The sequence below is a fragment of the Halobacillus halophilus DSM 2266 genome, from assembly GCF_000284515.1.
Taxonomy (GTDB): domain Bacteria; phylum Bacillota; class Bacilli; order Bacillales; family Halobacillaceae; genus Halobacillus; species Halobacillus halophilus.
Window position 1 is genome coordinate 1,026,674 of record NC_017668.1, and the last position, 25,279, is coordinate 1,051,952.

24 protein-coding genes are annotated in these 25,279 nt (G+C 43.6%); 17 read left to right on the top strand and 7 right to left on the bottom strand.

Translation table 11 applies throughout. The annotated features are described in order from the left end of the window. The first annotated feature begins 39 nt into the window (after positions 1-39). The 7 genes from HBHAL_RS05035 to HBHAL_RS05070 all read left to right on the top strand — a co-directional run bounded on the left by HBHAL_RS05035 (position 40) and on the right by HBHAL_RS05070 (position 7,073). Complete coding sequence (locus HBHAL_RS05035; protein WP_014642282.1) at positions 40-696, top strand: peroxiredoxin; 657 nt, start codon at positions 40-42, stop codon at positions 694-696. An 875-nt stretch (positions 697-1,571) separates the two neighbouring features. After that, positions 1,572-2,759: a DEAD/DEAH box helicase gene (locus HBHAL_RS05045; protein WP_014642283.1), complete on the top strand. Its 1,188-nt coding sequence runs from the start codon at positions 1,572-1,574 to the stop codon at positions 2,757-2,759. Positions 2,760-2,916: 157 nt separating this feature from the next. Then, complete coding sequence (locus tag HBHAL_RS05050; RefSeq protein ID WP_014642284.1) at positions 2,917-3,558, top strand: methyltransferase domain-containing protein; 642 nt, start codon at positions 2,917-2,919, stop codon at positions 3,556-3,558. Positions 3,559-3,561: 3 nt separating this feature from the next. Beyond that, entirely contained in the window at positions 3,562-4,020 is a 459-nt protein-coding gene (locus HBHAL_RS05055; RefSeq protein WP_014642285.1) for an S-ribosylhomocysteine lyase, read from the top strand. Positions 4,021-4,041: 21 nt separating this feature from the next. Continuing rightward, on the top strand, positions 4,042-4,959 hold the full coding sequence (locus HBHAL_RS05060) for a PLP-dependent cysteine synthase family protein (protein WP_014642286.1): 918 nt from the start codon (positions 4,042-4,044) through the stop codon (positions 4,957-4,959). Positions 4,960-4,964: 5 nt separating this feature from the next. Then, entirely contained in the window at positions 4,965-6,101 is a 1,137-nt protein-coding gene (locus tag HBHAL_RS05065) for a bifunctional cystathionine gamma-lyase/homocysteine desulfhydrase (protein WP_014642287.1), read from the top strand. A gap of 288 nt (positions 6,102-6,389) precedes the next feature. After that, positions 6,390-7,073: a TraR/DksA C4-type zinc finger protein gene (locus HBHAL_RS05070; protein WP_014642288.1), complete on the top strand. Its 684-nt coding sequence runs from the start codon at positions 6,390-6,392 to the stop codon at positions 7,071-7,073. Positions 7,074-7,881: 808 nt separating this feature from the next. Here HBHAL_RS05070 and HBHAL_RS05080 read toward each other — a convergent pair. Then, complete coding sequence (locus HBHAL_RS05080) at positions 7,882-8,241, bottom strand: Lin0512 family protein (RefSeq protein ID WP_014642289.1); 360 nt, start codon at positions 8,239-8,241, stop codon at positions 7,882-7,884. Between the two features lie 239 nt (positions 8,242-8,480). Between HBHAL_RS05080 and HBHAL_RS05085 the strand changes: the two genes are divergently transcribed. The 9 genes from HBHAL_RS05085 to HBHAL_RS05125 all read left to right on the top strand — a co-directional run bounded on the left by HBHAL_RS05085 (position 8,481) and on the right by HBHAL_RS05125 (position 18,063). Continuing rightward, entirely contained in the window at positions 8,481-9,269 is a 789-nt protein-coding gene (locus HBHAL_RS05085) for an ABC transporter ATP-binding protein (protein WP_014642290.1), read from the top strand. Then, entirely contained in the window at positions 9,253-10,011 is a 759-nt protein-coding gene (locus HBHAL_RS05090) for an ABC transporter permease (protein WP_014642291.1), read from the top strand. Before HBHAL_RS05085 ends, HBHAL_RS05090 begins: the two co-directional genes overlap by 17 nt. 21 nt (positions 10,012-10,032) lie before the next feature. Continuing rightward, entirely contained in the window at positions 10,033-11,040 is a 1,008-nt protein-coding gene (locus HBHAL_RS05095; RefSeq protein ID WP_014642292.1) for an aliphatic sulfonate ABC transporter substrate-binding protein, read from the top strand. A 725-nt stretch (positions 11,041-11,765) separates the two neighbouring features. Then, a complete protein-coding gene (locus HBHAL_RS05100) occupies positions 11,766-13,130 on the top strand; it encodes a sigma-54 interaction domain-containing protein (RefSeq protein ID WP_014642293.1) in 1,365 nt (454 codons plus the stop codon). Positions 13,131-13,362: 232 nt separating this feature from the next. Beyond that, on the top strand, positions 13,363-14,058 hold the full coding sequence (locus HBHAL_RS05105; protein ID WP_014642294.1) for a CoA transferase subunit A: 696 nt from the start codon (positions 13,363-13,365) through the stop codon (positions 14,056-14,058). Positions 14,059-14,079: 21 nt separating this feature from the next. Then, positions 14,080-14,742, top strand: a complete 663-nt coding sequence (locus HBHAL_RS05110; RefSeq protein WP_014642295.1) for a 3-oxoacid CoA-transferase subunit B — start codon at positions 14,080-14,082, stop codon at positions 14,740-14,742. A 26-nt stretch (positions 14,743-14,768) separates the two neighbouring features. Next, a complete protein-coding gene (locus tag HBHAL_RS05115; RefSeq protein ID WP_014642296.1) occupies positions 14,769-15,545 on the top strand; it encodes a 3-hydroxybutyrate dehydrogenase in 777 nt (258 codons plus the stop codon). Between the two features lie 22 nt (positions 15,546-15,567). Beyond that, on the top strand, positions 15,568-16,746 hold the full coding sequence (locus tag HBHAL_RS05120; protein WP_014642297.1) for a thiolase family protein: 1,179 nt from the start codon (positions 15,568-15,570) through the stop codon (positions 16,744-16,746). A gap of 30 nt (positions 16,747-16,776) precedes the next feature. Then, on the top strand, positions 16,777-18,063 hold the full coding sequence (locus HBHAL_RS05125) for a GntP family permease (RefSeq protein ID WP_014642298.1): 1,287 nt from the start codon (positions 16,777-16,779) through the stop codon (positions 18,061-18,063). Between the two features lie 105 nt (positions 18,064-18,168). Here HBHAL_RS05125 and HBHAL_RS05130 read toward each other — a convergent pair whose 3' ends face one another. Beyond that, on the bottom strand, positions 18,169-18,981 hold the full coding sequence (locus HBHAL_RS05130; protein ID WP_014642299.1) for a GNAT family N-acetyltransferase: 813 nt from the start codon (positions 18,979-18,981) through the stop codon (positions 18,169-18,171). A gap of 164 nt (positions 18,982-19,145) precedes the next feature. On the opposite strand from HBHAL_RS05130, the gene HBHAL_RS05135 reads away from it, so the two are divergent. After that, on the top strand, positions 19,146-19,853 hold the full coding sequence (locus HBHAL_RS05135; protein ID WP_014642300.1) for an RsiV family protein: 708 nt from the start codon (positions 19,146-19,148) through the stop codon (positions 19,851-19,853). Positions 19,854-19,941: 88 nt separating this feature from the next. On the opposite strand, the gene HBHAL_RS05140 is transcribed toward HBHAL_RS05135, so the two are convergent. From HBHAL_RS05140 to HBHAL_RS05160, 5 genes are all read right to left on the bottom strand, one after another. Then, positions 19,942-20,493, bottom strand: a complete 552-nt coding sequence (locus tag HBHAL_RS05140) for a GNAT family N-acetyltransferase (RefSeq protein WP_014642301.1) — start codon at positions 20,491-20,493, stop codon at positions 19,942-19,944. A gap of 277 nt (positions 20,494-20,770) precedes the next feature. Next, positions 20,771-21,457, bottom strand: coding sequence for a class F sortase (locus tag HBHAL_RS05145; RefSeq protein WP_014642302.1), 687 nt, complete (start codon positions 21,455-21,457; stop codon positions 20,771-20,773). Positions 21,458-21,459: 2 nt separating this feature from the next. Next, a complete protein-coding gene (locus HBHAL_RS05150) occupies positions 21,460-22,260 on the bottom strand; it encodes a DUF4397 domain-containing protein (RefSeq protein WP_014642303.1) in 801 nt (266 codons plus the stop codon). An 854-nt stretch (positions 22,261-23,114) separates the two neighbouring features. Beyond that, positions 23,115-24,236 (bottom strand): amidohydrolase, encoded by a 1,122-nt coding sequence (locus HBHAL_RS05155; RefSeq protein ID WP_014642304.1) that lies wholly within the window; start codon positions 24,234-24,236, stop codon positions 23,115-23,117. A 107-nt stretch (positions 24,237-24,343) separates the two neighbouring features. Further along, positions 24,344-25,249, bottom strand: a complete 906-nt coding sequence (locus HBHAL_RS05160) for a TIGR01777 family oxidoreductase (RefSeq protein ID WP_014642305.1) — start codon at positions 25,247-25,249, stop codon at positions 24,344-24,346. Between the last annotated feature and the right edge of the window lie 30 nt (positions 25,250-25,279).

Here is a 25,279-nt window from a genome sequence, read left to right on the forward strand (position 1 = left end):
TACCCAAGAGGGTTCTTTAATTTAAAAGGAGGTAGAAAAATGGAACAAACAGAAACAAATCAACAAGTACAAATGCCAAGAATTGGAGATGACGCACCAGCTTTTAATGCGGCTACCAGCCAAGGAAACATCTCGTTGGAAGATTATAAAGGCAAATGGCTTGTCCTATTTTCTCATCCATCCGATTTTACCCCGGTATGCACAACAGAGTTTGTGGGGCTTCAGGAAATCTATCCTGAACTAAAAGAAATGAACACAGAACTGCTTGGATTAAGTGTGGATAGTGTTCCATCCCATATTGCGTGGATTAGAAGTATCGAAGAAAATTTTAATACGAACATTGAATTTCCTGTTATTGCCGATCTTGATAAACAAGTAGCTATGAAATACGGTATGATTATGCCAGGCGAAAGCCAGGTAGAAACAAGCCGGGCAGTATTTGTCATTGATGATAAACAAAAGATCCGTTCGATCATTTATTATCCACTGACAACCGGAAGAAACATGCAGGAAATCCTGCGTCTCGTGAAAGCTTTACAGACGACGGATGAACACGGTGTATCCACTCCTGCTAACTGGCAGGAAGGAGATAAAGCCGTGGTTTCACCTCCGAAATCGCAAGAAGAAGCAGCGAAACGTGCCGAGGAAGAAGGCATTGAATATATTGACTGGTATATTTCTAAAAAAGACGTATAATTCGGGGAGCAGGCTGTCCAATCGGGCAGCCTGTTCTTTTTTATGGCTTTGCTTTAAAGTTATGGTGAATTTAAAAAGGCTTATTACAGAATCGGGGCGTTTAGTTGAAGACTCAGTTTTGAGGTAATACGGGTCCGTTACGATATGTCAAGAAGGGCTTGTGAGGAAATAACTCGTCTTGTTCTATCACCCAGACCCTCGAGACATAAGCCGTTCATCAACGGACGGAAAGACCACCGTCCTTTTGATGCTCGGCTTATGCTGGTCGTGTCTTTCGGGGTGATGCCACATTTGAACACTTTCCTGTGGGGAAACGGTGAGCTTCCTCGCTCGTTTCACTCCCTGCGGGATCTCACCTAGTTCCTTCTCCCATGGGAGTCTCGCCATTTCTCCACCAACCCACCTTTATTACGAATAACGGCCCCACGGATAGAGAGGATTTTTCTCTTCCTTAACCTACTAGAAATGCTTATATATCAGGCTATACTGCTTAGGTCCAGCCTAAAAAATGTACACGTCCATGTGTTTATTTCTTCTCAAATGGGTGAAGAATGAAGCCTTTTCAAGTTTCTGATCCGGCTAGGTCCGGAGGGGGACGATGTAGACTCCTGTGGGATGAACATGATCGGTAAGATCCCGGAAGGCGAAGCCTGAGGAAGCTTACCACATGCCCACGGAAAGCGAAATCGTCCCCCGTAGGACCTTCCACTCAAAATATCTCGAAACTGAGTCTTCAAGTAACGGGAGCTTAAACGTAATACTAACAATGAGGTTAATCAGAGCTTTTTCAAACTTAATTTCACTAAAAGGGCTCATAAATCATAGGTTTCAGGTACAATAATAGAAGAAGGTTATAATAGGAAGAAGTGATCGTAATGAAGGAAACATTTGAACAACTAGGGGTACGGAAAGATTTTATTGATAAATTAACGCAAGAGGGTATTGGGGCTCCCACTCCTATCCAGCAAGAAGCGATTCCCGCTTTAATGGATGGACGCGACGTGATCGCTCAAGCGCAGACAGGAACAGGGAAAACCTTTGCGTTTTTATTACCAATTTTACAGAACATCCGTGTAGACGAGGCGTCTGTACAGGCTGTGATTGTCACGCCCACACGTGAGCTTGCGCTTCAGATTACGGAAGAAGTACGAAAGTTAAAGACAGAGGATATGCATGTGCTGGCGGTTTATGGCGGTCAGGATGTTGCCAAACAGGCTCATAAGCTGGATGGACAAGCTCATATTGTCATTGCAACACCCGGGAGAATGCTTGACCATTTACGGAGGGGAACGATTTCTCTTGAAGCGGTAAAATACATGGTTCTGGATGAAGCGGATCAGATGCTTGAAGCAGGCTTTCTACCTGATGTAAAGGATATCTTAAGCCAGACACCTGAAGCTAAGCAAACCATGTTATTCTCAGCGACCATCACAACTCAGGTCAATCAGCTGGGCAAGAAAATTCTTAAAGATCCAAGAAGAATTACTGTGCAGGAAAAGACCGTAACATTAGAGGGAATTAAACAGCTGGTCTATGAAACAACGGACCGTGCCAAACAGGATACCTTGATTGAAATTATGCAGGAACACCGCCCATTCCTTGCTTTGATATTCTGCCGGACTAAACGTAGAGCAAGGAAGTTGAACGATGCCTTGTTAAGTCATGGGTTTGAAGCAGATGAACTTCATGGCGATTTATCCCAGGCGAAACGGGAGAAAGTCATGAAGCGGTTCCGTGATGCTAAGATCCAATATCTAGTAGCAACCGATGTAGCCGCCCGCGGTCTTGATGTGGAAGGGGTCACGCACGTGTTCAATTACGACATCCCGCAGGATCCGGAGAGTTATATTCACCGGATTGGCCGCACTGGAAGAGCTGGAGGGAAGGGGCTTGCCATTACGTTCGCTGCTCCAAAGGATCGCCAGGCTCTGCAATCGATTGAAAAAAGTATTAAACAGAAAATAGAACGCCGTTCTCTTGCCAATTTATCACCAGGTAAGGAAAAAGAATCTAAATCAGAACCACCAAAGAAAAAAACAAAACGCTCTCAAAGACGAAGGTAACAGGAGATCCGCTCTTTCCACAGGAGGAGCGGATCTTTTTTGCCAAAAATAGGTCTTAAGACTATTCCGTTGAGCCCCCCTCTGAAATATGATACATTAAACATATAATTCCGAGTTTGTTGATAGGGATTATTAAGATTAAGGGGTTGGAAGAAAGATGGGCGTAGAATTTGTCGACCTATTTAACCAATGGGCGAGTTCATATGATGATACAGTGTCTGGAAATGATCCAGAATACAAAGAGGTTTTTGAGGGTTATGAGGATATGCTGGAACTTCTGGCCGGTCTCTCCATTTCTCCGGTTATGGAATTTGGTGTAGGGACAGCTAATTTGACTCGTAAAATGATCGGACAGAATAAAGTTGTGATTGGTATTGAACCATCATCCGAAATGCGGAGGATTGCCAACTTGAAGTGTCCGGAAGCAGCCATTTATGATGGAGATTTTCTTAATTATCCTCAGTTGATAACACCTATTCAGTCCATTGTCAGTTCTTTTGCCTTTCATCATTTAACAACCAGTGAAAAAATAGAAGCAATTCAGAAATTTGATGATAAACTGGAAAGTAAAGGCAAGGTTATTTTTATCGATACGCTTTTTAAGGATGAAGCTCATAAACAAGCATTAATTAAAAATGCGGAAAAATCCGGTCACTTGAATCTGGCACAGGATTTACAGGAAGAGTATTACGGGTATCTCGATGAGCTGAAGGAAATGTTTTCTAATCAGGGATTTGAGGTATCATTTAAACAAATAAATAATTACGCCTGGTTGATTCAGGCAAAAAAAGGAGAATGATTTATGACACAGATGAACGTAGAAAGCTTTAACCTGGATCATACGAAAGTGAAAGCTCCTTATATCCGCCTTGTCGGTGTAACCGAAGGAGATAAAGGTGACAAGATCTACAAATATGATATCCGTGTGAAACAGCCTAACCAGGAGCATATGGATATGCCGGCTCTTCATTCCCTTGAACACCTGATGGCTGAAAACAGCCGTAATCATCACGACCGTATTATCGATATCGGTCCAATGGGCTGCCAGACAGGATTTTATCTTGCTGTATTAAATGATGACAGTTATGAAAATATTCTTCAGGTTGTAGAGAACACACTGAAAGACGTACTAAATGCTACAGAAGTTCCAGCCTGCAATGAAGTACAATGCGGATTCGCAGCGAGCCACAGCTTAGAAGGTGCACAGGAACTTGCGCGTGAACTGCTTAACAAACGTAATGAATGGACGGAAGTTTTTTAATAAACGAAGGGTGAGAGTGCGATGAGTTATGTCAGGAATGTTCAATCGTTAATCGGTCATACACCGATGATCGAGCTTACTCACTCGGACATCCCGAATCAAGCGCGTATTTTTGCTAAGCTTGAATTCATGAACCCAGGCGGTAGTATAAAAGACCGTCTGGGTTTAAAACTGATTGAGGACGCCTTGAATAGAGGGCTACTAAAGCCGGGCGGAACGATTATTGAAGCTACCGCAGGCAACACAGGCATTGGAGTTGCCCTTGCTGCTGTTGGAAAAGGATACCGCGTTGTGTTTGTCACCCCTGAAAAGTTCAGTCAAGAGAAACAGACACTGATGAGGGCTCTCGGCGCAGAAGTGATTAACACTCCCACAGAAGAAGGGATGCGCGGAGCCATCAAAAAAGCGGATGAATTGGTTAATGACATTCCAGATTCATTTAATCTGCAGCAGTTTAATAATCAAGCAAACCCCGATGCATACTACGAAACGTTAGGACCTGAGATACACACAGATTTGAATGGAGAAATTGACATTTTCCTTGCTGGTGCTGGAACAGGTGGAACCTTTATGGGAACTTCCCGCTATTTAAAAGAGCAGAATCCAGCGATCAAGACAGTAATTGTCGAACCAGAAGGCTCTGTCATTAATGGAGGGAAGGCTGGTCCGCATGATACAGAAGGGATTGGCATGGAATTCCTGCCTTTTTATATGGACACCTCTTATTTTGATGCTATTCATACGATTCCGGATTCCATTGCCTTTCAACGTGTAAAGGAACTGGCATTAAATGAAGGGCTGCTTGTAGCCAGCTCATCCGGAGCAGCTTTTGAAGCGGCTCTGCGTGAAGCGGAGCAAGCTGAACCTGGTGCCAGAATTGTAACGGTCTTTCCGGATAGCAGTGAACGATACTTAAGCCAAGGGATATATGAGGAGTGAAGTTTATGAGAAAGAAAACACAATTAATTCATGGTGGTATTACAGGAGATGAAAAAACCGGTGCAGTTTCTGTACCCATTTATCAGGTTAGTACTTATGCACAGGACGGGGTAGGAAAGCATCGGGGATATGAGTATTCCAGAACCGGCAACCCAACTCGTTTTGCTCTTGAAGAATTAATTAAAGAAATTGAAGGCGGTTATGCCGGTTTTGCTTTTGGGTCTGGAATGGCTGCGATTACCGCTGTCCTCATGACCTTTAAACAGGGAGATCATATTATTTTTACGGATGATGTGTACGGCGGAACATACCGCCTCGTTTCCCAGGTGATCACCCGCTTTGGTCTCAAAGCAAGCTTTGTAGATACTAGTGATTCCAAAAACATTGAAGCAGCGATGACCGAGCGCACGAAAGCGTTATATGTTGAGACGCCGACGAATCCTTTGTTAAAAATAACGGATCTTAAGAAAACTTCTGAGCTTGCTAAAACTCATAATTTAACCTTCATCGTGGATAATACATTCAGCACGCCTTACTGGCAGAACCCAATTGATTTCGGAGCAGACATCGTTCTTCACAGTGCAACGAAATACCTGGGCGGACATAGTGACGTAGTCGCCGGACTGGTTGTTGTGAACTCTGAACAATTAGCTGAAGAGGTTCATTTCGTACTAAACTCCTCTGGTGGTATTCTCGGACCGCAGGATGCCTGGCTACTTATGCGCGGTATTAAAACATTAGGTGTCCGTATGGAAGAAATTGAAGAAAACACGCGGGGCTTCGTTGAGTTTTTACAAGGACTTCCAGAGGTGACGAACATTTACTATCCAGGTCTTACAGAGCACGTGGGTCATGATGTTCATCAGAATCAGGCACGCGGAAACGGCGGAATGATCTCTTTTGACGTAGGAAGCGGGGAAAAAGCAGATAAAGTGCTGCAGAATGTCCGCTACTTCACCCTTGCTGAAAGTCTTGGAGCAGTGGAAAGCTTAATTTCTGTCCCGGCTAAAATGACACATGCTTCTATTCCGGAAGTGCGCCGGGGTGAGCTTGGTATAACCGACGGGCTTGTCCGTGTATCCATCGGACTTGAAGATATTGAAGATTTGAAAGAAGATTTTCTTGAGGCTTTACGTAAATAATTATGAAAAGCGCCGCCCTTTGGGGAGGCGCTTTTTTTGAAAATTGTTAGTCGCAATCGAGTTAGCTGACGACAAAAATGAATTAGGGTACGGTAGCCTTGAGTAGCCCAATGATCGGTTAATGGTCTTGGAGGATATGATTTACTTTCCATTCCCCAGTATCGTTCAGGGCTCAAGAAAACCAGCGGGTTTTGAAAAAATCAACAAGGAGATTTACCAGCACACTCTTTGTATAGAGACCTGTTCGTAAGCCACACTAAGAAGGACTATGAAGCAGGAGTGGAAAGTATGGATTACGAACACTACAAAAAACAATTAGAAGAAAGACAGATGGAAATAGAGACCCGTTTATTGGAAAAGAATTCATTGGGAATAGAGCGTGGCTTTGCCAGTGATATGGCTTCAGGTGAACTTTCGCAGTATGATAACCATCCGGCGGATTCTGGAAGCGAATTGTATGAAAGAGAAAAAGATATTGCTCTTTTAGGACATTTAAAAGAAGAGCTCTCGGATATTGAGTATTCCCTTAACCAAATGAAAGCAGGAAAATACGGCATCTGTGAAAAAACAGGCAAGCCGATTCCAAATGAACGACTGGAGGCATTTCCGACTGCACGCACTGTATCTCAAGCGTCTACGAATCAGGAAATGTCGAAAGACCGCCCCGTTGAAGAAGAGGTTCTTGAAGACCTGGAGGCGAATTACGGAAGGGATGCCGATGATCCTGAATACAATGAGCAGAATGCTTATGAACAGGTTGCTTCCTTTAACCAGAGTAGCATGACTTACGATGATTCATCTTTAATGGACAATCAGGATGGAACTGGGTATGTAGAAGAATTTGAGCCTTTTGTATCTACTGATATGCATGGATACACGGGAGCTGATCATGTGACGTTTGAACGCAATGTTCATTATGACAAGTACATGGATGACATGGATGAAGCCGAAGCGGAACGATCAGAGGATTAAAAAAAGGAGGAAAGGTCACATGGCCTTTCCTTTTTCGTGTAAAAAATAGCTCCCCAATATTGATCTTTCATTTATTCAAGTATAGGGACGATTACTGTAAGACTTAGTTTCGAGATATTGGATCATAGTGATGGCCCTGCGGGGGACGATTCGCTTTCCGCGGCCCTGCACGACGCAGGGTCGTTCGACGTTGCCACAGGACGTGGCGGTCTTAGTCGAACATCCCTTGCGCTGAACTTCCTCAGGCTGACGCCTTCCGGGATCTCACCCTTCATGTGCATCCTGCAGGAGTCTCGCCGTTCCCCTCCGGACCTTGCGATAGCTGTGACTCGAAATCACCCCGGAGTAACACTGGATTATGATGCAGGGAGAACCCTCAGAACACGTTTTATAGCTTGCCCACGTGGATTAAAACCATTATATGAGGTGAGCTTTCTCATTATTTTCAGGTTTGAATAGTAAGCGAATACTTGGGGACTTTTACGTTCTTCATACGCCCTATAGAATAAGAGCCATTCCTTGTTTTCGTCCATACATCTCTTGGTATTGACTTTCTCAATATCATCGCCAGGAGGTCCGGGAAATTTCGAGACTCCTATGGGATAATCGGACATGGTGAGATCCCACAGGTCATAGCCCGAGGAAGCTCACCGTACGCCCATGGAAAGCGAGTGATTTCCCGGACCTCCAAACGAAGACTTATGTAACGGAAATATTCTAGACATATAATAGAATTTTGCACTTAGAAAAATAAGAAAGGGAGCTTCCGCTTAGTGGAAGCTCCCTTTCTTGTAGATTAATTATAGGTTTAGTAGCCAACTTCGATGGAAGTATTGACCATGTACATTTGATCGTTTTTATCGTCCTTATCCTCAAGAACAATTCCGCTCGTAGTTTTCATGCCGCCTTCCATAACTTCAATCGTTACTTCACCATAAGGGATTGCTTTTTTTACTTCCTCATGGTCCAGTTGATCATGATCGCAAGGCAAAGCCAGTTTCACATTTGTTTTCATATTATCAAGCGATTTTTCGGGCAAAGCCTCGCGTATGCCTGGCATAGAATTTGTGTGGATAGCATTTTTAATCGCACGTACGGCGGCTTTTGTAATGTTTTGACCATGAACGTCAATTCCCATTCCTGTTTGAACGAATAACATTTGATCCATGATTGATACCACCTTTCTTACAAAGTGTTTATCACATATTCAAAATTTGAAACCTTTACCAATTAAATTTCTTTAAATGTCCGATTACGCGGCGAATGACGGGGAGGACTACGATTTTAAAAAAAATCATTCATGAATGTTCCAAATCAAGTTGACACACTATTTCGAATATCTGTATAATCTAATACTATAATTAAAACATAGTAAGTTTATAGGAATTATTGTGTTAGGGGGCCGCCATGTTTTTACAGATCAATGATGTGAGTAAAACGTTTGACGATAAAAACCAGGGAAGCTTTGAAGTGTTTTCTGGAATCGATTTAAATATAGAACAAAATCAATTCGTATCCCTCCTTGGTCCCTCCGGCTGCGGGAAGTCTACTCTTCTTTCCATGGTGGCAGGTCTTGAAAGTGTTTCAAAAGGTTCCATTGTATTAGAGGGACAGGAAATTAAGAAAGCAGGAACGGACAGGGGCATGATTTTTCAGCAGGCCTCCCTTTTTCCATGGCTGAATGTCAAAGAGAATGTGATGTTCCCTTTGAAGAGTATGGGATCTAAAAAAGATGCAGAAGAGAAGGCGGATCGTTTTCTGCAAATGGTTCATTTGAGCCGTTTTAAGGAGCATTATACGCATGAACTGTCCGGAGGCATGCAGCAGCGGGTGGCTATTGCTAGAGCTCTTGCAATGGACCCGAAAGTGCTGCTGATGGATGAACCGTTCGGAGCGCTTGATGAGCAGACACGTCACATTCTTCATGAAGAATTGATGAAAATCTGGGAAGAAACGAAAAAGACTATCCTTTTCGTTACTCACAGTATTCAAGAAGCAATTAAGCTGTCTGACCGGGTAATCGTTATGGGAACACGTCCGGGTAAGATCATAGCTGATTTCAATATTGACCTGCCCAGACCAAGGAGACGCGATGACCCTGAAGTTATCGAACTTGAGAAAAAAGTAATGGGTCTCCTCGAGGTAGAAATTAATAAAGTCCTGAAGGAAGAGCTTAGTTATGAAAGTCATTCTTAAAAGAGTTCTATTTTTACTCGCCGTTATAGGGATTTGGCAATTAGTCTATTCATTAGGTATTTATGAGAAAATCGTTTTTCCGGGGCCTTTGCAGGTAGGGGATGCGCTGATAACAGGGTTCACCACTGGAGATTTTCTAACTGCCCTGGGCGCAAGTTTCAGGCATTTATTCAGTGGACTTTCACTCGCGATCCTGTTTGGAACCATCCTTGGAGTGATTCTTGGTAAATCAAAGCAGGCTGATGAAACAGCGGGGATGTATTTAATTGCTTTGCAAAGTATCCCAAGTATTGTTTGGGTGCCGCTTGCAATTATGCTGTTCGGTTTTTCAGAGTTCGCTGTCGTATTCGTCGTTGTATTGGGCGGAACGTTTGTCATGGCGCTGAATGTCCGTTCTGCCATCCATAGTGTCCCGCCACAGCTGGTAAGGGCAGCGAGAACGATGGGAACCAATGGACTTTCCCTCTTTTTCCGAGTGGAAATTCCGTCAAGTGTTCCTTATTTCATGTCCGGTCTGCGTCTGGCCTGGGCTTTCAGCTGGCGTGCATTAATGGCCGGGGAGTTATTAAGTAACGGTCCTGGACTTGGATATTCCTTACGTTACGCGCAGGATTACGCCCGAATGGATCAAGTTATAGGAATTATTATTATCATTGGCGTTATTGGAGCTGTCGTTGATCAGCTTGTTTTTTCAAAATTAGAGAAGAATGTAATGAAACGCTGGGGTTTATTAAAAACATAGATAAGAGAGGGGCAAAGAAATATGAAGAAATTATTTTCTGTTTTCACGTTACTAACATTAAGTCTGATCCTTGCTGCATGTGGTGGAGGAGAATCCTCTAGTGCAAGCGGAGACGGTGAAGGCAATAAAGAAATTACCATAGGCTACTTCCCGAATATTAACCACGTAGCCGGCATGGTTGCGGAAGAAAAAGATTTGTACTCAGAAACACTGCCTGATGGAACAAAAGTGAACTATCAATACTTCCCAGATGGTTCAGCTTTCATGACGGCTCTTGAGACCGGCGATATCGAGGGCGGTCTAGTTGGACCCGGACCAGCGATGAACCACTTTACAAGCGGCGCTAAAATTAATGTTGTAGCGGCTGGTTCAACTGGAGGTACGGTTATTATGGCTAGAAACGGTGCAGATATTACGACGCCGGAAGATATGCCTGGAAAGACGTTTATCTCTCCTCGTGTAGGATGTACTCATGACGTTCAGTTCGAAACGATGATGAAAGAAGAGTACGGCATCACCTCAAGCCGTATTGACGGTCAAATGAAGCACGTAACAGGTAAACCAGCCACTTATGCGAGCTTATTTGAAAGCGGCAAAGTCGATGTAGCAACGGTACCGGAACCATGGGCTTCTTCCATTGAAGAAGAAGGAACTGGAAAAGTTCTTGTGGATACACCAAACGTAGCATATGGAGAAACTCTACCTGCGGCGGTGTTTGTAACTTCTCAGGATCTTGTTGAGAATAACCCGGATATGGTCGATAACCTTGTAGAAGCTCATAAAGAAGCCACGACATTTATTCAAGACAATCCAGATGAAGCGAAATCAATTGCGATTAAAAAAATCAAAGAAATTACTGATCAGGAGCTATCTCAGTCTGTGATAGACAATGCCTGGGAACGTATCGACTTCACGTATGAAGTAGAAGAAAAAACACTTCAGGATTTTGCTAATTCGTCCTATGAACTTGGTTTCCTTGAAGAAAAACCAAATCTGGAAGGACTTGTCGACAAAAGTTTTCTTGATTAATGAATCACATATAGAACCGGAATCCAATTGGATTCCGGTTTTTTGTATGGTAAAAAAAATGGTGCTGTTAAACTTCCATCTTGATTCTAAGGTAAACCTCCCTTTTCTGTAAGATTCAGTTTCGAGATATTTAGGCTGAGAGGACAGTTCTTCGGGGGATGATTTCGCTTTCCGTGGGAATGCGCGGAGCCTCCTCAGGCTTCGCCTTACGGGGTCTCCCCTGTCATTTTCATCCCACAGGAGTCTACATCATCCCCCTCCGGACTTTGCCAAATCAGAAGATCGAAACCGCTTTATCCTTTTATCAAGCTGAAACTATGGGATAGAGCCTGTTATATAAGCATTCCAGCCAGGTTAAGGAGAACAGAATTCTCTTTTTCCGAAGGGGCCGTTCTTCCTAATAAAGCTGGGGCTGGTGGGGAAATGGCGAGACTCCCATGGGAGAAGGAATCAGGTGAGATCCCGCAGGGAGTGAAACGAGCGAGGAAGCTCACCGTTCCCCCATAGGAAAGCGAGTTATTTCCCCACCAGCCCCCTCCTCACAGCGTAACGGGCCCAATTTATCTCGAAGCTGAGTCTTCCACAATCCGGCTCTATTGCGTAATAAGGCTCTTATGAAAAATCAACATTAAACTTTAACAGAGCCAAAAAAATATATCGATTGTATGAAACCGTTAACATGATAAAATGAACGGTAAATGAACGTTTACCGGGAGCGTGAAAAAATGCTTGAAATGTTGGAAAATAATCGGGATGGAATATTAGAGACGATTTTCGGCAATGTAAATCACTGTATCGTAGTAGTAGATGAACAGGGAATGGTGTCCTATTTAAATGAGAGTTATAGCGAATTTCTGGAAGTGGATAAAGAAAGCGCAATCGGAAAACATGTGACGGAGGTCATTGAAAACAGTCGTATGCACATTGTGGTAGAAACAGGAGAAGAAGAAATGGCGGATATGCAATTTATTCGCGGCAACTATATGATTGCCCACCGTATTCCACTTCGTGCTGATGGAAAAGTAGTGGGCGCTCTTGGCATGGTTCTATTTCGAGATACAGAAGACTGGAAGAAGCTGAACAGCCATATCAGAGATCTTTTTCTTGAACTGGAATCGTACCGCAGCCAGATGAAGAAGCTGAATGGAGTGGATTATTCGCTTCACGATATGGTTACCAGTTCGCCTGAAATGGAAGAGCTGAAAAATAAGATTAAAAAAGTAGCACCAGGGGACGTATCGGTTTTACTTCGAGGCGAGAGCGGAACAGGAAAGGAACTAATTGCCCACAGCATCCATCATTTAAGCGACCGCCATAGGGAACCTTTCGTTAAAGTGAATTGTGCTGCTATCCCTGACCATCTCATTGAATCAGAATTATTTGGGTATCAGGATGGCGCTTTCACAGGTGCTAAAAAAGGGGGAAAAGCAGGAAAGTTTAAGCTGGCTAATGGAGGGACTCTTTTTCTTGATGAAATTGGCGATATGCCGCTCCAGGCCCAGGTTAAAATTCTCCGAGTACTGCAGGAAGGAGAAATCGAATCGCTGGGATCCACCGCGCCGCAAAAGGTTGATGTTCGTATCATTACAGCCACCCATCAGCCACTCGAGGAGATGATTGCCGAGCAGCGCTTCCGAGAAGATTTATTTTATAGAATCAATGTCGTCCCTATCCATATCCCTCCGCTTCGAGATCGTCAGGATGATATTCGCTTGCTTGCTAAATTTCTTCTTGAAAAAATAACGAAGCGGACGGGAAAGAGAGTGATTGATTTTGAACCGGAAGTGTACGAGAGTTTCCAACAGTACGAGTGGCCGGGAAACGTTCGTGAACTTGAGAATGTGATTGAAGCTGCGGTGTATTTGACAAATGAGGAATCGATCGGCATTCAGGAGTTACCTGAACGCCTGAAAAGGAATCATTCACAATTTGATGATAATAAAAGTTTGAAAGAAATTATGGAAGCCACAGAAAAGCAGACGATTGAAAGAACACTAAAACAGGTGCATGGAGACAAGGAAAAAGCAGCGGCTCTGCTCCACATTGGAAAGTCGAGTCTCTATGAAAAAGTAAAAAAATATGAATTGTAAACCATTCCAGATTTCTGGAAAGCCATTCCGGAATCCTGGAATGGTTCTTTTTTTTATGTGATGAAAGGGTTTACATGAATCGTTAGTAAACGTATCTCCTGTATGAATTCCAATTACTTGGAATGGTGTCTGGTTTTTTACGATGGTAAAAGGCGATTTTATGAACATTTTCGACACGTTTTAAAGTTGGCACGATCCTTGCATGTATTTAGGGGGAAGGGAGCTGGAAGATATGAAAAAAATATATTCTTCATTTGAAGAAGCTGTAGATCAGATTAAGGATCATTCGACCATCATGGTTGGAGGATTTGGGTTAGTAGGCATACCGGAGAATTTAATAATGGCCTTAGTAGAGAAAAATGTTAAACATTTAACCGTCATTTCGAATAATTGCGGAGTAGATGATTGGGGGCTCGGTTTACTCCTCAAAAATAAACAAATTGATAAAATGATCGGTTCGTATGTAGGAGAAAATAAAGAATTTGAACGTCAGGTTCTAGAAGGAGAACTAGAAGTAGAGCTTACACCTCAAGGGACTCTGGCAGAGAGAATTCGTGCAGGAGGGGCTGGTATTCCAGCATTCTATACCCCGGCAGGAGTGGGGACTCCGATTGCGGAAGGAAAGGAAGTACGTACGTTTCAAGGAAAAGAGTATATGCTGGTGACCGGTCTGACCGCTGATTTTACATTAGTGCGCGCAGCGAAAGGAGACCGTTTCGGAAACTTAGTCTATAACAAAACGGCCCGTAATTTTAATCCGGAAATGGCAACAGCAGGTGAAATTACAATTGCTGAGGTTGAAGAACTTGTAGAGACTGGGGATCTGGATGCCGAACACATTCATACTCCGGGAATTTACGTTCAGGGATTAATACAAGGACAGCAGGAAAAACGAATTGAACGTCTGACATTACGACAAGAAGCCTAAAAGTTAAAAGGAGGAGTTATTTTGGATAAAGCAGCAGTAAGAGAACGAATCGCCCGAAGAGCTGAACAGGAAATTGAAAGCGGTTACTATGTGAATTTAGGGATCGGCATGCCTACGATGGTCGCGAATTATATTCAGCCGGAAAAAGAGGTTGTACTTCATTCTGAAAACGGACTGGTTGGCATCGGCCGCTCACCTTATAAAGAAGAAGTAGATCCAGATCTAATTAATGCCGGTAAGGAAACGGTCACCGCTTCGAAAGGGGCTTCCTACTGCAGCAGTGCTGAGTCCTTTGCCATGATTCGCGGTGAACATCTAGATTTAGCCATTCTAGGTGGGATGGAAGTCTCGGAAGATGGAAGCTTAGCGAACTGGATGATCCCGGGCAAGATGATTAAAGGCATGGGAGGAGCTATGGATATTGTCCACGGAGCCAGAAAAGTGGTCATCATTATGGATCATGTGAACAAATATGGCGAGCCGAAGATATTGAAGCAGTGTAAGCTTCCCCTGACCGGTAAAGGCATTGTGAACCGCATTATCACCGATCGCGCCGTGATCGACGTAACGGATGAAGGCCTGACCTTAGTGGAGGTAGCCGAAGGATGGACGGTGGATGACGTAGTAGCATCTACAGAACCATCACTGAAGCTTAGTGAGCATTTATCATCAGCTGCTTTTTAATTTTTTCTTAAAGGGGATTATTCACAATGGTAAAAAATAAAGTTGTATTTATCACAGGAGCCGCAAGCGGTATCGGATATGAAATTGGAATGGAATTTGCAAAGAATGGAGCAAAGGTCGTTTTGAGCGACATGAACGAAAAGAAGGTAATGGAAGCAGCGACTGAAGTTACCGAAGCAGGCTATCAGGCCATCGGGCTGACGTGCGATGTGACGAAAGAAACGGAGCTGCAAGAAGCAATTGATAAAACTGTGGAGCAATATGGACGATTAGATGTGCTGATCAACAATGCAGGATTACAGCATGTAGCCTCTATAGAAGAATTTCCGACCGAAAAATTTGAATTCATTACGAAAGTGATGCTGGTCGCTCCGTTTATGGCAACCAAGCATGTATTTAAGATTATGAAAAAACAAGGGTTCGGTCGGATCATCAATATGGCTTCTATCAATGGTCTAATCGGATTTGCAGGCAAGTCCGCTTACAATAGCTCCAAACACGGAGTGATCGGCCTGACGAAAGTAACGGCGCTTGAAGGAGCGGAACATGGAATTACCGTCAATGCGGTCTGTCCGGGTTATGTGGATACACCACTTGTCCGTAACCAGCTGCAAGATTTAGCAGCTAATCGAGGGGTGTCCCTGGAAAAGGTACTGGAAGAAGTAATTTACCCGCTTGTCCCGCAGAAACGTTTGCTTTCGGTACAGGAGATATCCGATTACACATTGTTTTTGGCTAGTGATAAATCAAAAGGGGTAACCGGCCAGGCTGTGGTTATAGATGGCGGTTACACCGCTCAATAATGAAAGGGAAGGTGTGAAAATTATGGAGAATATTTATATTTTAGAAGGTGCTAGAACTCCATTTGGAAGCTTCGGAGGTATCTTGAAAGATGTAGATCCGACTGATCTTGGGGTAACCGTCAGTAAAGAGGCGATCAAGCGCAGCGGAGTAACCCCTGAGGATATTGACTTCACAGTAATGGGGAATGTCATTCATTCAGCTAACAATGCGCCTTACTTAGCAAGGCATATGGCCTTAAAAACAGGTATTCCCATTCAAAGTCCGGCTTTCGCCGTAAATCGACTGTGCGGATCGGGCATGCAGTCAGTTATATCAGCAGCTCAGTCTATCCTTTTAGGTGAAGGTTCAGCAGCGCTCGCGGGCGGAACGGAAAGTATGAGCTTAGCTCCACATGCGCTGCGAGGGAGCCGCTTTGGGACGAAACTTGCAGCTCCTCAAGTAGATGACATGTTGTGGTCAGCTTTAACCGATGAGTATATCGGAGGAGGAATGGGAGTGACCGCTGAAAATCTTGCGGAGAAGCACAACATTTCCCGGGAACAGCAGGATGAATATGCAGCGGAGAGTCACAAACGTGCAGCAGAGGCCCGCAACAGCGGTAGATTTTCCGAGGAGATTGTGCCAGTAGAAGTTAAGTCCAGGAAATCCACCGAAATGGTCGATACGGATGAACATATTCGGGAGGATACAAAGCCGGAATTCTTAGCCAAATTGAAACCAGCTTTTAGAAAAAATGGAACCGTTACCGGTGGAAATGCAAGCGGGATTAATGATGGAGCTGGAGCGGTTGTAGTGGCTGGTGAGAAGTTTGTAGAGGAGAAAAATCTTAAACCGGCAGCGAGGATTGTTTCCTGGAGTGTTGCCGGAGTTGAGCCGGACTATATGGGGATCGGCCCGGTGCCAGCTATTAAACAAGCACTGAAGAAGGCTGGACTCACACTTGATGATATGGCCGTGGTGGAAGTAAATGAAGCATTTGCAGCCCAATACCTTTCAGTAGAGAAAGAATTAGGTTTGGATCGCAGTCGAGTAAACGTAAACGGAGGAGCCATTGCCCTTGGACACCCAATTGGTGCCAGCGGCACGCGGGTACTATACAGCCTAATTAAAGAATTACAGAGAAGAAATGAAAAATATGGCGTCGCCTCTTTATGTATAGGTGGTGGCCAGGGCATCGCCATGGTGGTTGAAGCCCAATAAAATGCGGATATAAGGGAAGGAGGAATCTTTATGTTAGGAATTTTTCTAGGTCTCGTTGTATTGATGGTTCTTGCCTATGTGGGATGGTCTATTATTTGGGTAGCTCCAATCGCAGCGGGGATCGTGGCCCTCACAGGGGGACTGGATTTACTGGAAGCTTATACGGACACCTATATGGGTGGGTTTGTTAACTTTGCCAAAGCATGGTTTCCAGTGTTTATGCTTGGAGCTATCTTCGGCAAATTGATGGAAGATACGGGAATGGCTCGTTCTGTTGCAGTTGCCTTAACCAAAGTAATTGGAACGAAGCGTGCCATCCTCGGAGTGCTGGCTTCGGCAGCCGTTTTAACCTATGGAGGCGTCAGCTTATTTGTTGTCGTCTTTGCTGTGTATCCTCTCGCTTTGTCTTTATTCCGTGAGGCTAATATCAGCAGAAAATTAATTCCGGCTACCGTAGCTCTTGGTGCGTTCACTTTCACCATGACAGCTATTCCAGGAAGTCCGCAAATACAAAACCTGATCCCGATGGATTATTTTAATACAGATCCGACGGCGGCTCCGGTGATGGGGATTATAGCGGCCATTATTATGGCCGGAGGCGGATATTTCTATCTGAGATGGCAGGAGAAGAAATTGACGGACAAAGGTGATGTATTTACTGAACCAAAAGATAAAAAAATAGTGGATGTAGAAGAACAGAGTAATCCTAATTTTTTATTATCGTTATTACCTTTACTTACGGTTTTGATTACATTGAACGTTTTTAAATGGGATGTTGTAACCGCTCTCATTACAGGGATTGTATTAATCATGCTTCTGAATATAACGAAGTTTAAAGGATTTGTTACTTCTATTAATGCGGGAGCAAGCGGTTCAGTTATTGCCATCATTAATACGAGTGCAGCTGTTGGATTCGGGACCGTCGTAAGAGAAGTGCCTGGATTTGAACGATTGACTCAAATCCTTATGGGCGTAAAAGGAAATCCGCTGATTTCTGAAGCCGTTGCAGTAAACGTTCTTGCCGGTGCAACTGGCTCAGCTTCAGGGGGCATGGGAATTGCGCTTGAAGCACTTGGTTCGAAGTACTATGAAATTGCTATGGATACAGGCATTAGTCCGGAAGCTTTTCACCGGATTGCTTCGTTATCGTCAGGCGGACTCGATGCACTCCCGCACAACGGAGCTGTCCTCACGTTGTTTGCTATTACGGGCATGACGCATAAAGACAGCTATAAGGATATATTTGTTGTGGCCGTGCTCATACCAATTATTTCGGTAGCGGTGGTCATTCTTCTGGCTTCTATAGGGATTCTGTAAAAAAATGCATAAAAAACGGAGCACGAGGATCCGTATCAGGCTGCCGAGAAACTTCGGCAGCTTTTTAATGATTAATTGGGGAAGGGGAAATGATTACTTAATGCCTCAGGTTACCTGCTCTACAGGGTGAAACACATGCATCATCCATTTACCAATATCCTCAAATCCAAGTCGTTTATATATACTTCCAGCCTCAGGATTATCGTAGAAGAGGCAGAGCATTTTTCCTTCTGCTAATAATTCGTGGCAGAGTTTTGTCATACATATACTCGCGTACCCTTGTTTCTTATGGTCAGGATGGGTGCAGACTCCGACTACCATGGCGGACATGGAATTCTCGGCCGTCGTGGAAGCGCATGAGAGAATGTCGTGGTCATTTTTAATAAAATAAGTGCGTGCAGAACCGTTTTGAAGACCTCTTTTCATACTGTCCTCCCGGCTGTTGTCCATTTCAAACTCTGGGATGAGACTGTGAAGCCTGGTAATTGAAGGAATATCACCTAATTTGGCACGCTGAACATTTTCGGTGTCTGCCTTTTGATCCAAGTAAGCTGTTGTCTCACACTTGGCATAATACAATGTTCTCGTTTTTGGTGCTGGGTGCTGAATGTGAGAAAGGATCTGGCTTGTAATAGACTGCAGCCCGGATAGCTGCATAAAGTCAGGGTCTTCATTGATAATTTCTGCAAATGCCGGGGCATCGAATTCTCCTTCTGCATAGCAGATGTAGTTATTATGGTATTTTAATAAAATGGCGACTAATTGCTGATTTTTATCAAATTCGCCCCATAATTTCTGAAAATCCTGTTCATATCCAAAATTCTCAATATCTCCAATAATAAATAAGTTTTCCGCAGGTCTTTTCGCTAATAATTGCTGACAGGCCTGGTCATCAGCTTCATGCAGTCTTCGTACCAATTCGGATCCCCTCCTTTATGTAAATTGTTATTTATTGTACCAAAAATTTCTAAAAAAACAATATTTTTATGATGGCAGCAACTCGTAAGGATCTTAAAAAAATTCTACAGCCGCTGTAATTTTTTCTGATTGGGTCAAACTAAAGGGTACAGGAGGGATTAGCTTTGAAGCAGGTTTGGATAATTATTATGGCAGCTATGTTTATCGTCAGTGGTTCAAACATAGGAGAAGCGAAAAGTCACTATAAAATTAAACATAAAGATCAAATTACGCATGATTGGGAAATACACGTGGATTATCCTTTATTTGATCAACTGGAGGATAAGGATTTACAGCAGGAGGTCAATACAAAAATTGTCCAAAAACTTGAAGATACCTTTCGTGATGTAAAAAGGGGAGCGAGCGACTTAATGGGGATGCCTGTTCTTTACTATGAAGAAACAGGAGTTTACAGACAGAAGGACCTATACTCGGTCGTCATGACCTCCCATATTTCGCGTGGAGAACAATACAACTCTACGGTTACTTCTGTAAATTTTGAAAACAAGGATCATGGAAAAGTGGTTCCGCTAAATAAACTGGTCGACATGGAGGAGTTAAACGAGCGCGTTCAGAAAGTCATCGCTCAGGAACCTGACACCTACAATCAAGATAAATTCACCAAAGTAAGAGATAATACGGCTTTTTACGTCGCAGATGATCAGCTGTTTTTAATATTTAACAAATATGAAATAGCGGCAGGCGTGCATGGTACACCTGAGATTCAAATTCCTTTAAATGGAATAGAACTGGAGCAAGCGGATGAAACGAATGCTCCGTTCCCCTCCTTTACGTTAAAATATCCACAAAATACACAAGCGGGAAACAGGTAGTTAACAGACTTACCCACTATATTAACAAGGGTGTGGATAATTTTATCCACAGATAGAAAGAAGGGAAATGAAAAAGCATAAGCAGTGCTTATGCTTCTAGCATTTCCTCATTTTGTTCTTGTTCTCCGTAGTAGTGGAACATATATTGTTCTTTCGTAATGACAAACAAGTCATAGATATCTTCTTTCCGGTTCACCCAGGAGTGGATGTCAGGATAGGATTCGTTACCTAAGGTTACATAAGGAATTTTAAGAGCAGCTTTCATGGATCTTACGTTGGTTTTTCTAATCTTCATGAAAATAGCTTCAATGCCCAGCTGGAAGAACGTTTCTTCAAAGAAGGCTTCTTTCGCTATCTGGTTGTAACCTTTTCCAAAATAAGGCCTGCCGAGCCAAGTGGCAAGAAAACCCATTTGGGAATCAATATCAAAAAGGTTGATGGTTCCGATCGGCTGTCCCCATTCATCAAGGATGGTACGTGAAATTAATTCACCCCGATCTTCTGCTTCTATGGTTTGCTTCGTCAAAAAGTAAAACTCGTCACTCGATGAAGCTTTATGACGGACATAAGGGAAAACTTCTGGGTGGCTCATCAATTCAAAAAGGACCGGGGCATCATGTAAATCACGTCTTTTTAGCATAAAAAATCCCTCCTTGATTAAAGGAGGGTGATCTAAACCGCGCGGGAAAATAACGCTGAATAGTAGGCTCAGACCACCCTCGAATTTTTATCAATTGCTCACAAAAATTCGGGGTGGGAATCGAACCCACTAGAACCAGGATATCCCCTGGTGGCGCACCATTTGCCTTCCCTAGCTAATACAGCATCATCTAGATTTATAATAATCGATTTTCTCAAAAAAGTGAATAAAAATTTTGTGAAATCCATATTAATTTTTTGAGTGGAATATGTTCTATTTATGAACTGGAAAGAACAGTATAAACCGCCAGTCTCTCCGTGTATTCCTGCGCTTCATCATCGTAAGGACCCGTGCAGGTAATCAGGTTCAAAGCCTTCTCATTCGTAGGGCCGAATAATTCACGAATCGGGGAATTGTCCAATGGATGAGCCACGACTTTCTGAACGGTATACGTCAGTTTCTCTCCGCCTTTTCCTTCTACATAGATCGAATCTCCCGCTTTGAGGTCTTTTAAATCGTAAAAGACAGCAGGACCGTTCCGCCCATCCACGTGTCCAGCTATAACAGAATTTCCAGTAGCTCCCGGTTTCGTGCCGGGCTCGAACCAGCCTACTTCTGTCACACTGTTAGGGACAGCCATTCCGCCTTGCTCCGTGTATCCCTGTGGTGCAATAGGAGCATCGACATCGATAGAAGGAATGGTTAATCGGACTGGAACTATTCCTTCTGCTGCATCTGTGGGAGCCATCACTGCCGGTTCATAATTTTTTTTGATCGGAGCCTTTTCCAAAACATCTTCCGACTGAGTACTTACTTTATTATCGATCGTTTCCGCTTGAGTTATAGTTGGTTCAGGTGAATTAGAAAGAACCCCGGTTTCCTCGGAGGGTTCATCTTTAAGCAGTTGAAAGCTTAGGACAAATACGAGGAAACCCAGGGTTATAGGATATACAATTCTTCTCATAATTAGGCTTCAGATCGTTTGCGGAAAACGATGAATCCAGCACCCATAGCCATTACTCCGAATGCAGCTGCAAGCATCATAGCATTAGAACCAGAATCAGCTGTTCCACCGAATCCTGTTTCTGGCATTTCAGAAGGCATAGCAGCGGAATCTTGAAGGAGTAGAACTTCAGGACTATCGGCTGTACCTACCGCAAAAGCACTATACACTTTACCAGCTTCTACTGTGGTTCCAGAAAGGTCAATCAATTGGGTTCCATCAGTGGTACGTACTTCAAGGTCGTATGTTCCAGGCTCTAACTCTTTATAATCGGTTACCATTGGGAATTCAGCACCTGCAAATAGGGCTTCGCCACCAATAGGGCCGACATCAACGGCTGGAGCTCCAGGAATGAAGTGGCCTACACGAACTTTAGCCATTTCTTCTGTTGCTTCCATAGAATCTTCAATAGCTTTTAATTCAAGACTTTCTAAGTTATTGATGGCAGCAGCTGTATAAGCTTTACCAGCTTCTACCGTTACATCTGCAGAAATAACAGCGTCCTGTTCACCTTTGGTACCAGCTGCATAAATTTCTACCGTATGTTCTCCCGCAGGAAGTTCCATGTAATCCGTCGCAGCTTTAAATTCAGCGCTTTCCACGACAGCGTTTCCATCAACGTAGACGTCAACAGCAGGGGCATCAGGGGAAGCGTGAAGGACACGAACCATAGCCATATCTCCATGATTATCGGCGAATACGGCAGGCGCAAATACTCCCAAAACTAAGACAAAAGCAGCCAAAGAGGATAGTAGTTTTTTCATTTTTCCACTCCTTAAGATTTTTTTATATAAAATTGCCGATTAGCGGCAATTTATATCGAAGGGGATGTGACGAACCTCATCAAACATTGTACAATTGTTATACATACATCATATACACCATTTTGCTAATTTTCAAACTAATTGATGTGCTCAATGTGTTTTACTGAAAAGTTTCTATTAAATCTCCGTGTTAATTATTAAACGTAAGCTCCTATTTGTTGAAGACTCAGTTTCGCGATATTTGTTGAGCGGAAGGTCCGGAGGGGGACGATTTCGCTTTCCGCGGGCATGTGGTGAGCTTCCTCGGGCTTAACAGCCCTGCGGGATCTCACCGATCATGTTCATCCCGCAGGAGTCTACATCGTCCCCCTCCGGACCTGGCCGAATCTGATACTCGAAACCACCTAACACTCTATTTGCTTGATGAGAAAAAGTATGGGGTGATGAGGTTATTTTCATGCTAGAACGATGTGAAAAAGCTTGTTATGGAAGCATTTTAGAACCTATTTAGGAGGAGAACATTCCTCTCTTGAAAAGGGTCCGTTATTCTCACGTGGCTGGGTTGGCGAAGGAAACGACGAGACTCCCACGGGAGAAGGAGCTAGGCGAGACCCCACAGGGAGTGAAGCGACCGAGGAGGCTTGCCAGTTCCCCCGTAGGAAAGCGAGATGTTTCCGTAGCCAGCCACTCTCTATATCAGCAAAGGACCAAAACTATCTCGAAACTGAGTCTTACACAATCCGGCCCTGTAGCGTAATAAGCCTCTAATAAAAAAACAATAATAATCTTCAACAGAGCCATTGCAACAAACATAAAAAAACACCGGTAGATTATACCGGTGTTAGCATTTGTTACTATTCTTGAAAATATACCATTTTTCCATCAATCATGGTCCAGATAGGCTGAGATAGATATTCAAAAGGATGGCCGCTCCATAAAACTAAATCAGCGTCCTTGCCTTTTTCAATGGAACCTACACGGTCATCCACTCCCAGGTTTTTGGCAGGGGTGATCGTAATTCCTCTTAGTGCATCCTCAATTTCCATTCCTTCACGAGCAGCAAGTGCTGCGCATATATTCAAATATTGAATAGGTGTATAAGGGTGATCGGTGGTAATCGATACTTTTATGCCGTGATCATGCAATATCTTATAAGTCTGCCACGTTTTATTACGCAGTTCGATTTTAGAGGCCCGGGTGAAAGTAGGACCTACCGAGACCTGTAAATCCCTAAATGCGAGTTGATCTGCAATCAAGTGGCCTTCTGTACAATGTTCAATTCTGAGATCCAAATTGAATTCTTCTGCAAAACGAACGGCTGTCATAATATCATCCGCGCGGTGTGCGTGAATTCTGACCGGGATTTCTCTGTTCAGAGCTTTGAGAATGGGCTTGACTCTTAAGTCAGGTTCCGGTTCTTTCATAGCTGCATAAAACGTTTCACGGAGTTTCCCCATTATTCCAAGGCGTGTAATCGAAGCATTTTTCGATTGGGAGTGGATCCGCTTCGGGTTTTCGCCCAGCGCCAGCTTTAAACCGGCTATTTCTTTAAGGATCATCCCGTTTATCGTATGCCCGACCGTTTTGATGACCGCTGTCGTGCCTCCGATCATATTCGCGCTTCCCGGCATAATATGTGCGGTGGTTACACCGGCCTTTCGAGCAGAGAAGAAGGCGGGATCTAAAGGATGAGCGCCGTCAATCGCCCGCAAATGCGGAGTAATTGCTTCAATGGTTTCATTGGCATCACTGCCTGCCCATCCTGTTCCTTCATCATACAGTCCTAAATGAGTGTGAACATCTATAAACCCTGGATATAAATCCATCCCTTTTCCATCAATATACTCGGCTTGCTCTGGCAGAGGGATGTCCCTGCCAAAATCATTAATTTTTCCATCCACAATGTGCAATTTCGCGTCCTTAATCGAAGCAGAGGTGACAGGGTGGATGGTAACATTCGTAATAACGGTATTCATTCAACATACAGCCTTTCAAGTAGTATTACTAACTATTATACTGGAATTTATTAGTTTAGAGCACAAAAAGAACGAAGCTTTTTAAAACTTCGTCTTTTTTTGTCTGCTTATTGTTGCACAATGGATTGAAGGGCGGGCTTTAAATCAGGGTATTTAAACGTGTATCCATGAGCGAGCGCTTTTTTAGGAATGACGGACTGACCATCTAACAGTAATATACTCATTTCACCGAGGGCACCTTTTAGAGCGAAAGAGGGAGCGGTCAACCAATGAGGGCGATTCATCACTTCACCAAGTGTCTTTCCGAAATCTTTATTTCTGGAAGGGTTGGGAGCCGTGCCGTTCACAGGACCTTGTAAATCAGAATCGTGAATAGCGAAATCAATCAGTCCGGCAACGTCATCCACATGAATCCATGACATCCACTGTTCGCCTGAGCCGACATTACCGCCTACCATTAGTTTGTAAGGGATCATCATTTTAGGTAAAGCACCTTCTTCGCCCAGGACAATACCAAAGCGTACATAAACCGTTCGGACGCCTTTTTCCTTAGCTTGAGAAGCTCGTTCTTCCCATTCTGTAACTACATTAGCCAGGAAGTCATTTCCAGGTGTTGTCGTTTCTTCCGTAAAGGTCTTCGTTTTAGAACGTCCATAGTAACCAACAGCGGAGGCATTCACGAGGACCTGAGGTTTTTCAGGTAGGTGGTCAATCAAATCGAGTACGCCTTCTGTTGCTTGAATACGGCTGTCGAGAATAGAACGCTTTCTTTCCTCTGTCCAGCGGCCGCTGTTCAAGGATTCTCCCGCTAAATTTACGATGGCATCAATCTTAGGCAGATGTTTTTCGGGATGATGCTCATCTTTTAACCAGCCTACATGGGTGATTTGATTCGTGTCCTGATGCTTCTCGGGACTACGGGTCAATATGTAAACGTGGTGTCCTTCTTCAGCCAAGTGGTTGGATAAGTGACTGCCTACAAAACCTGTTCCTCCGGTAACGGCTATGTTCATAAATAATTCCTCCTTCAAATACTTTCGTTC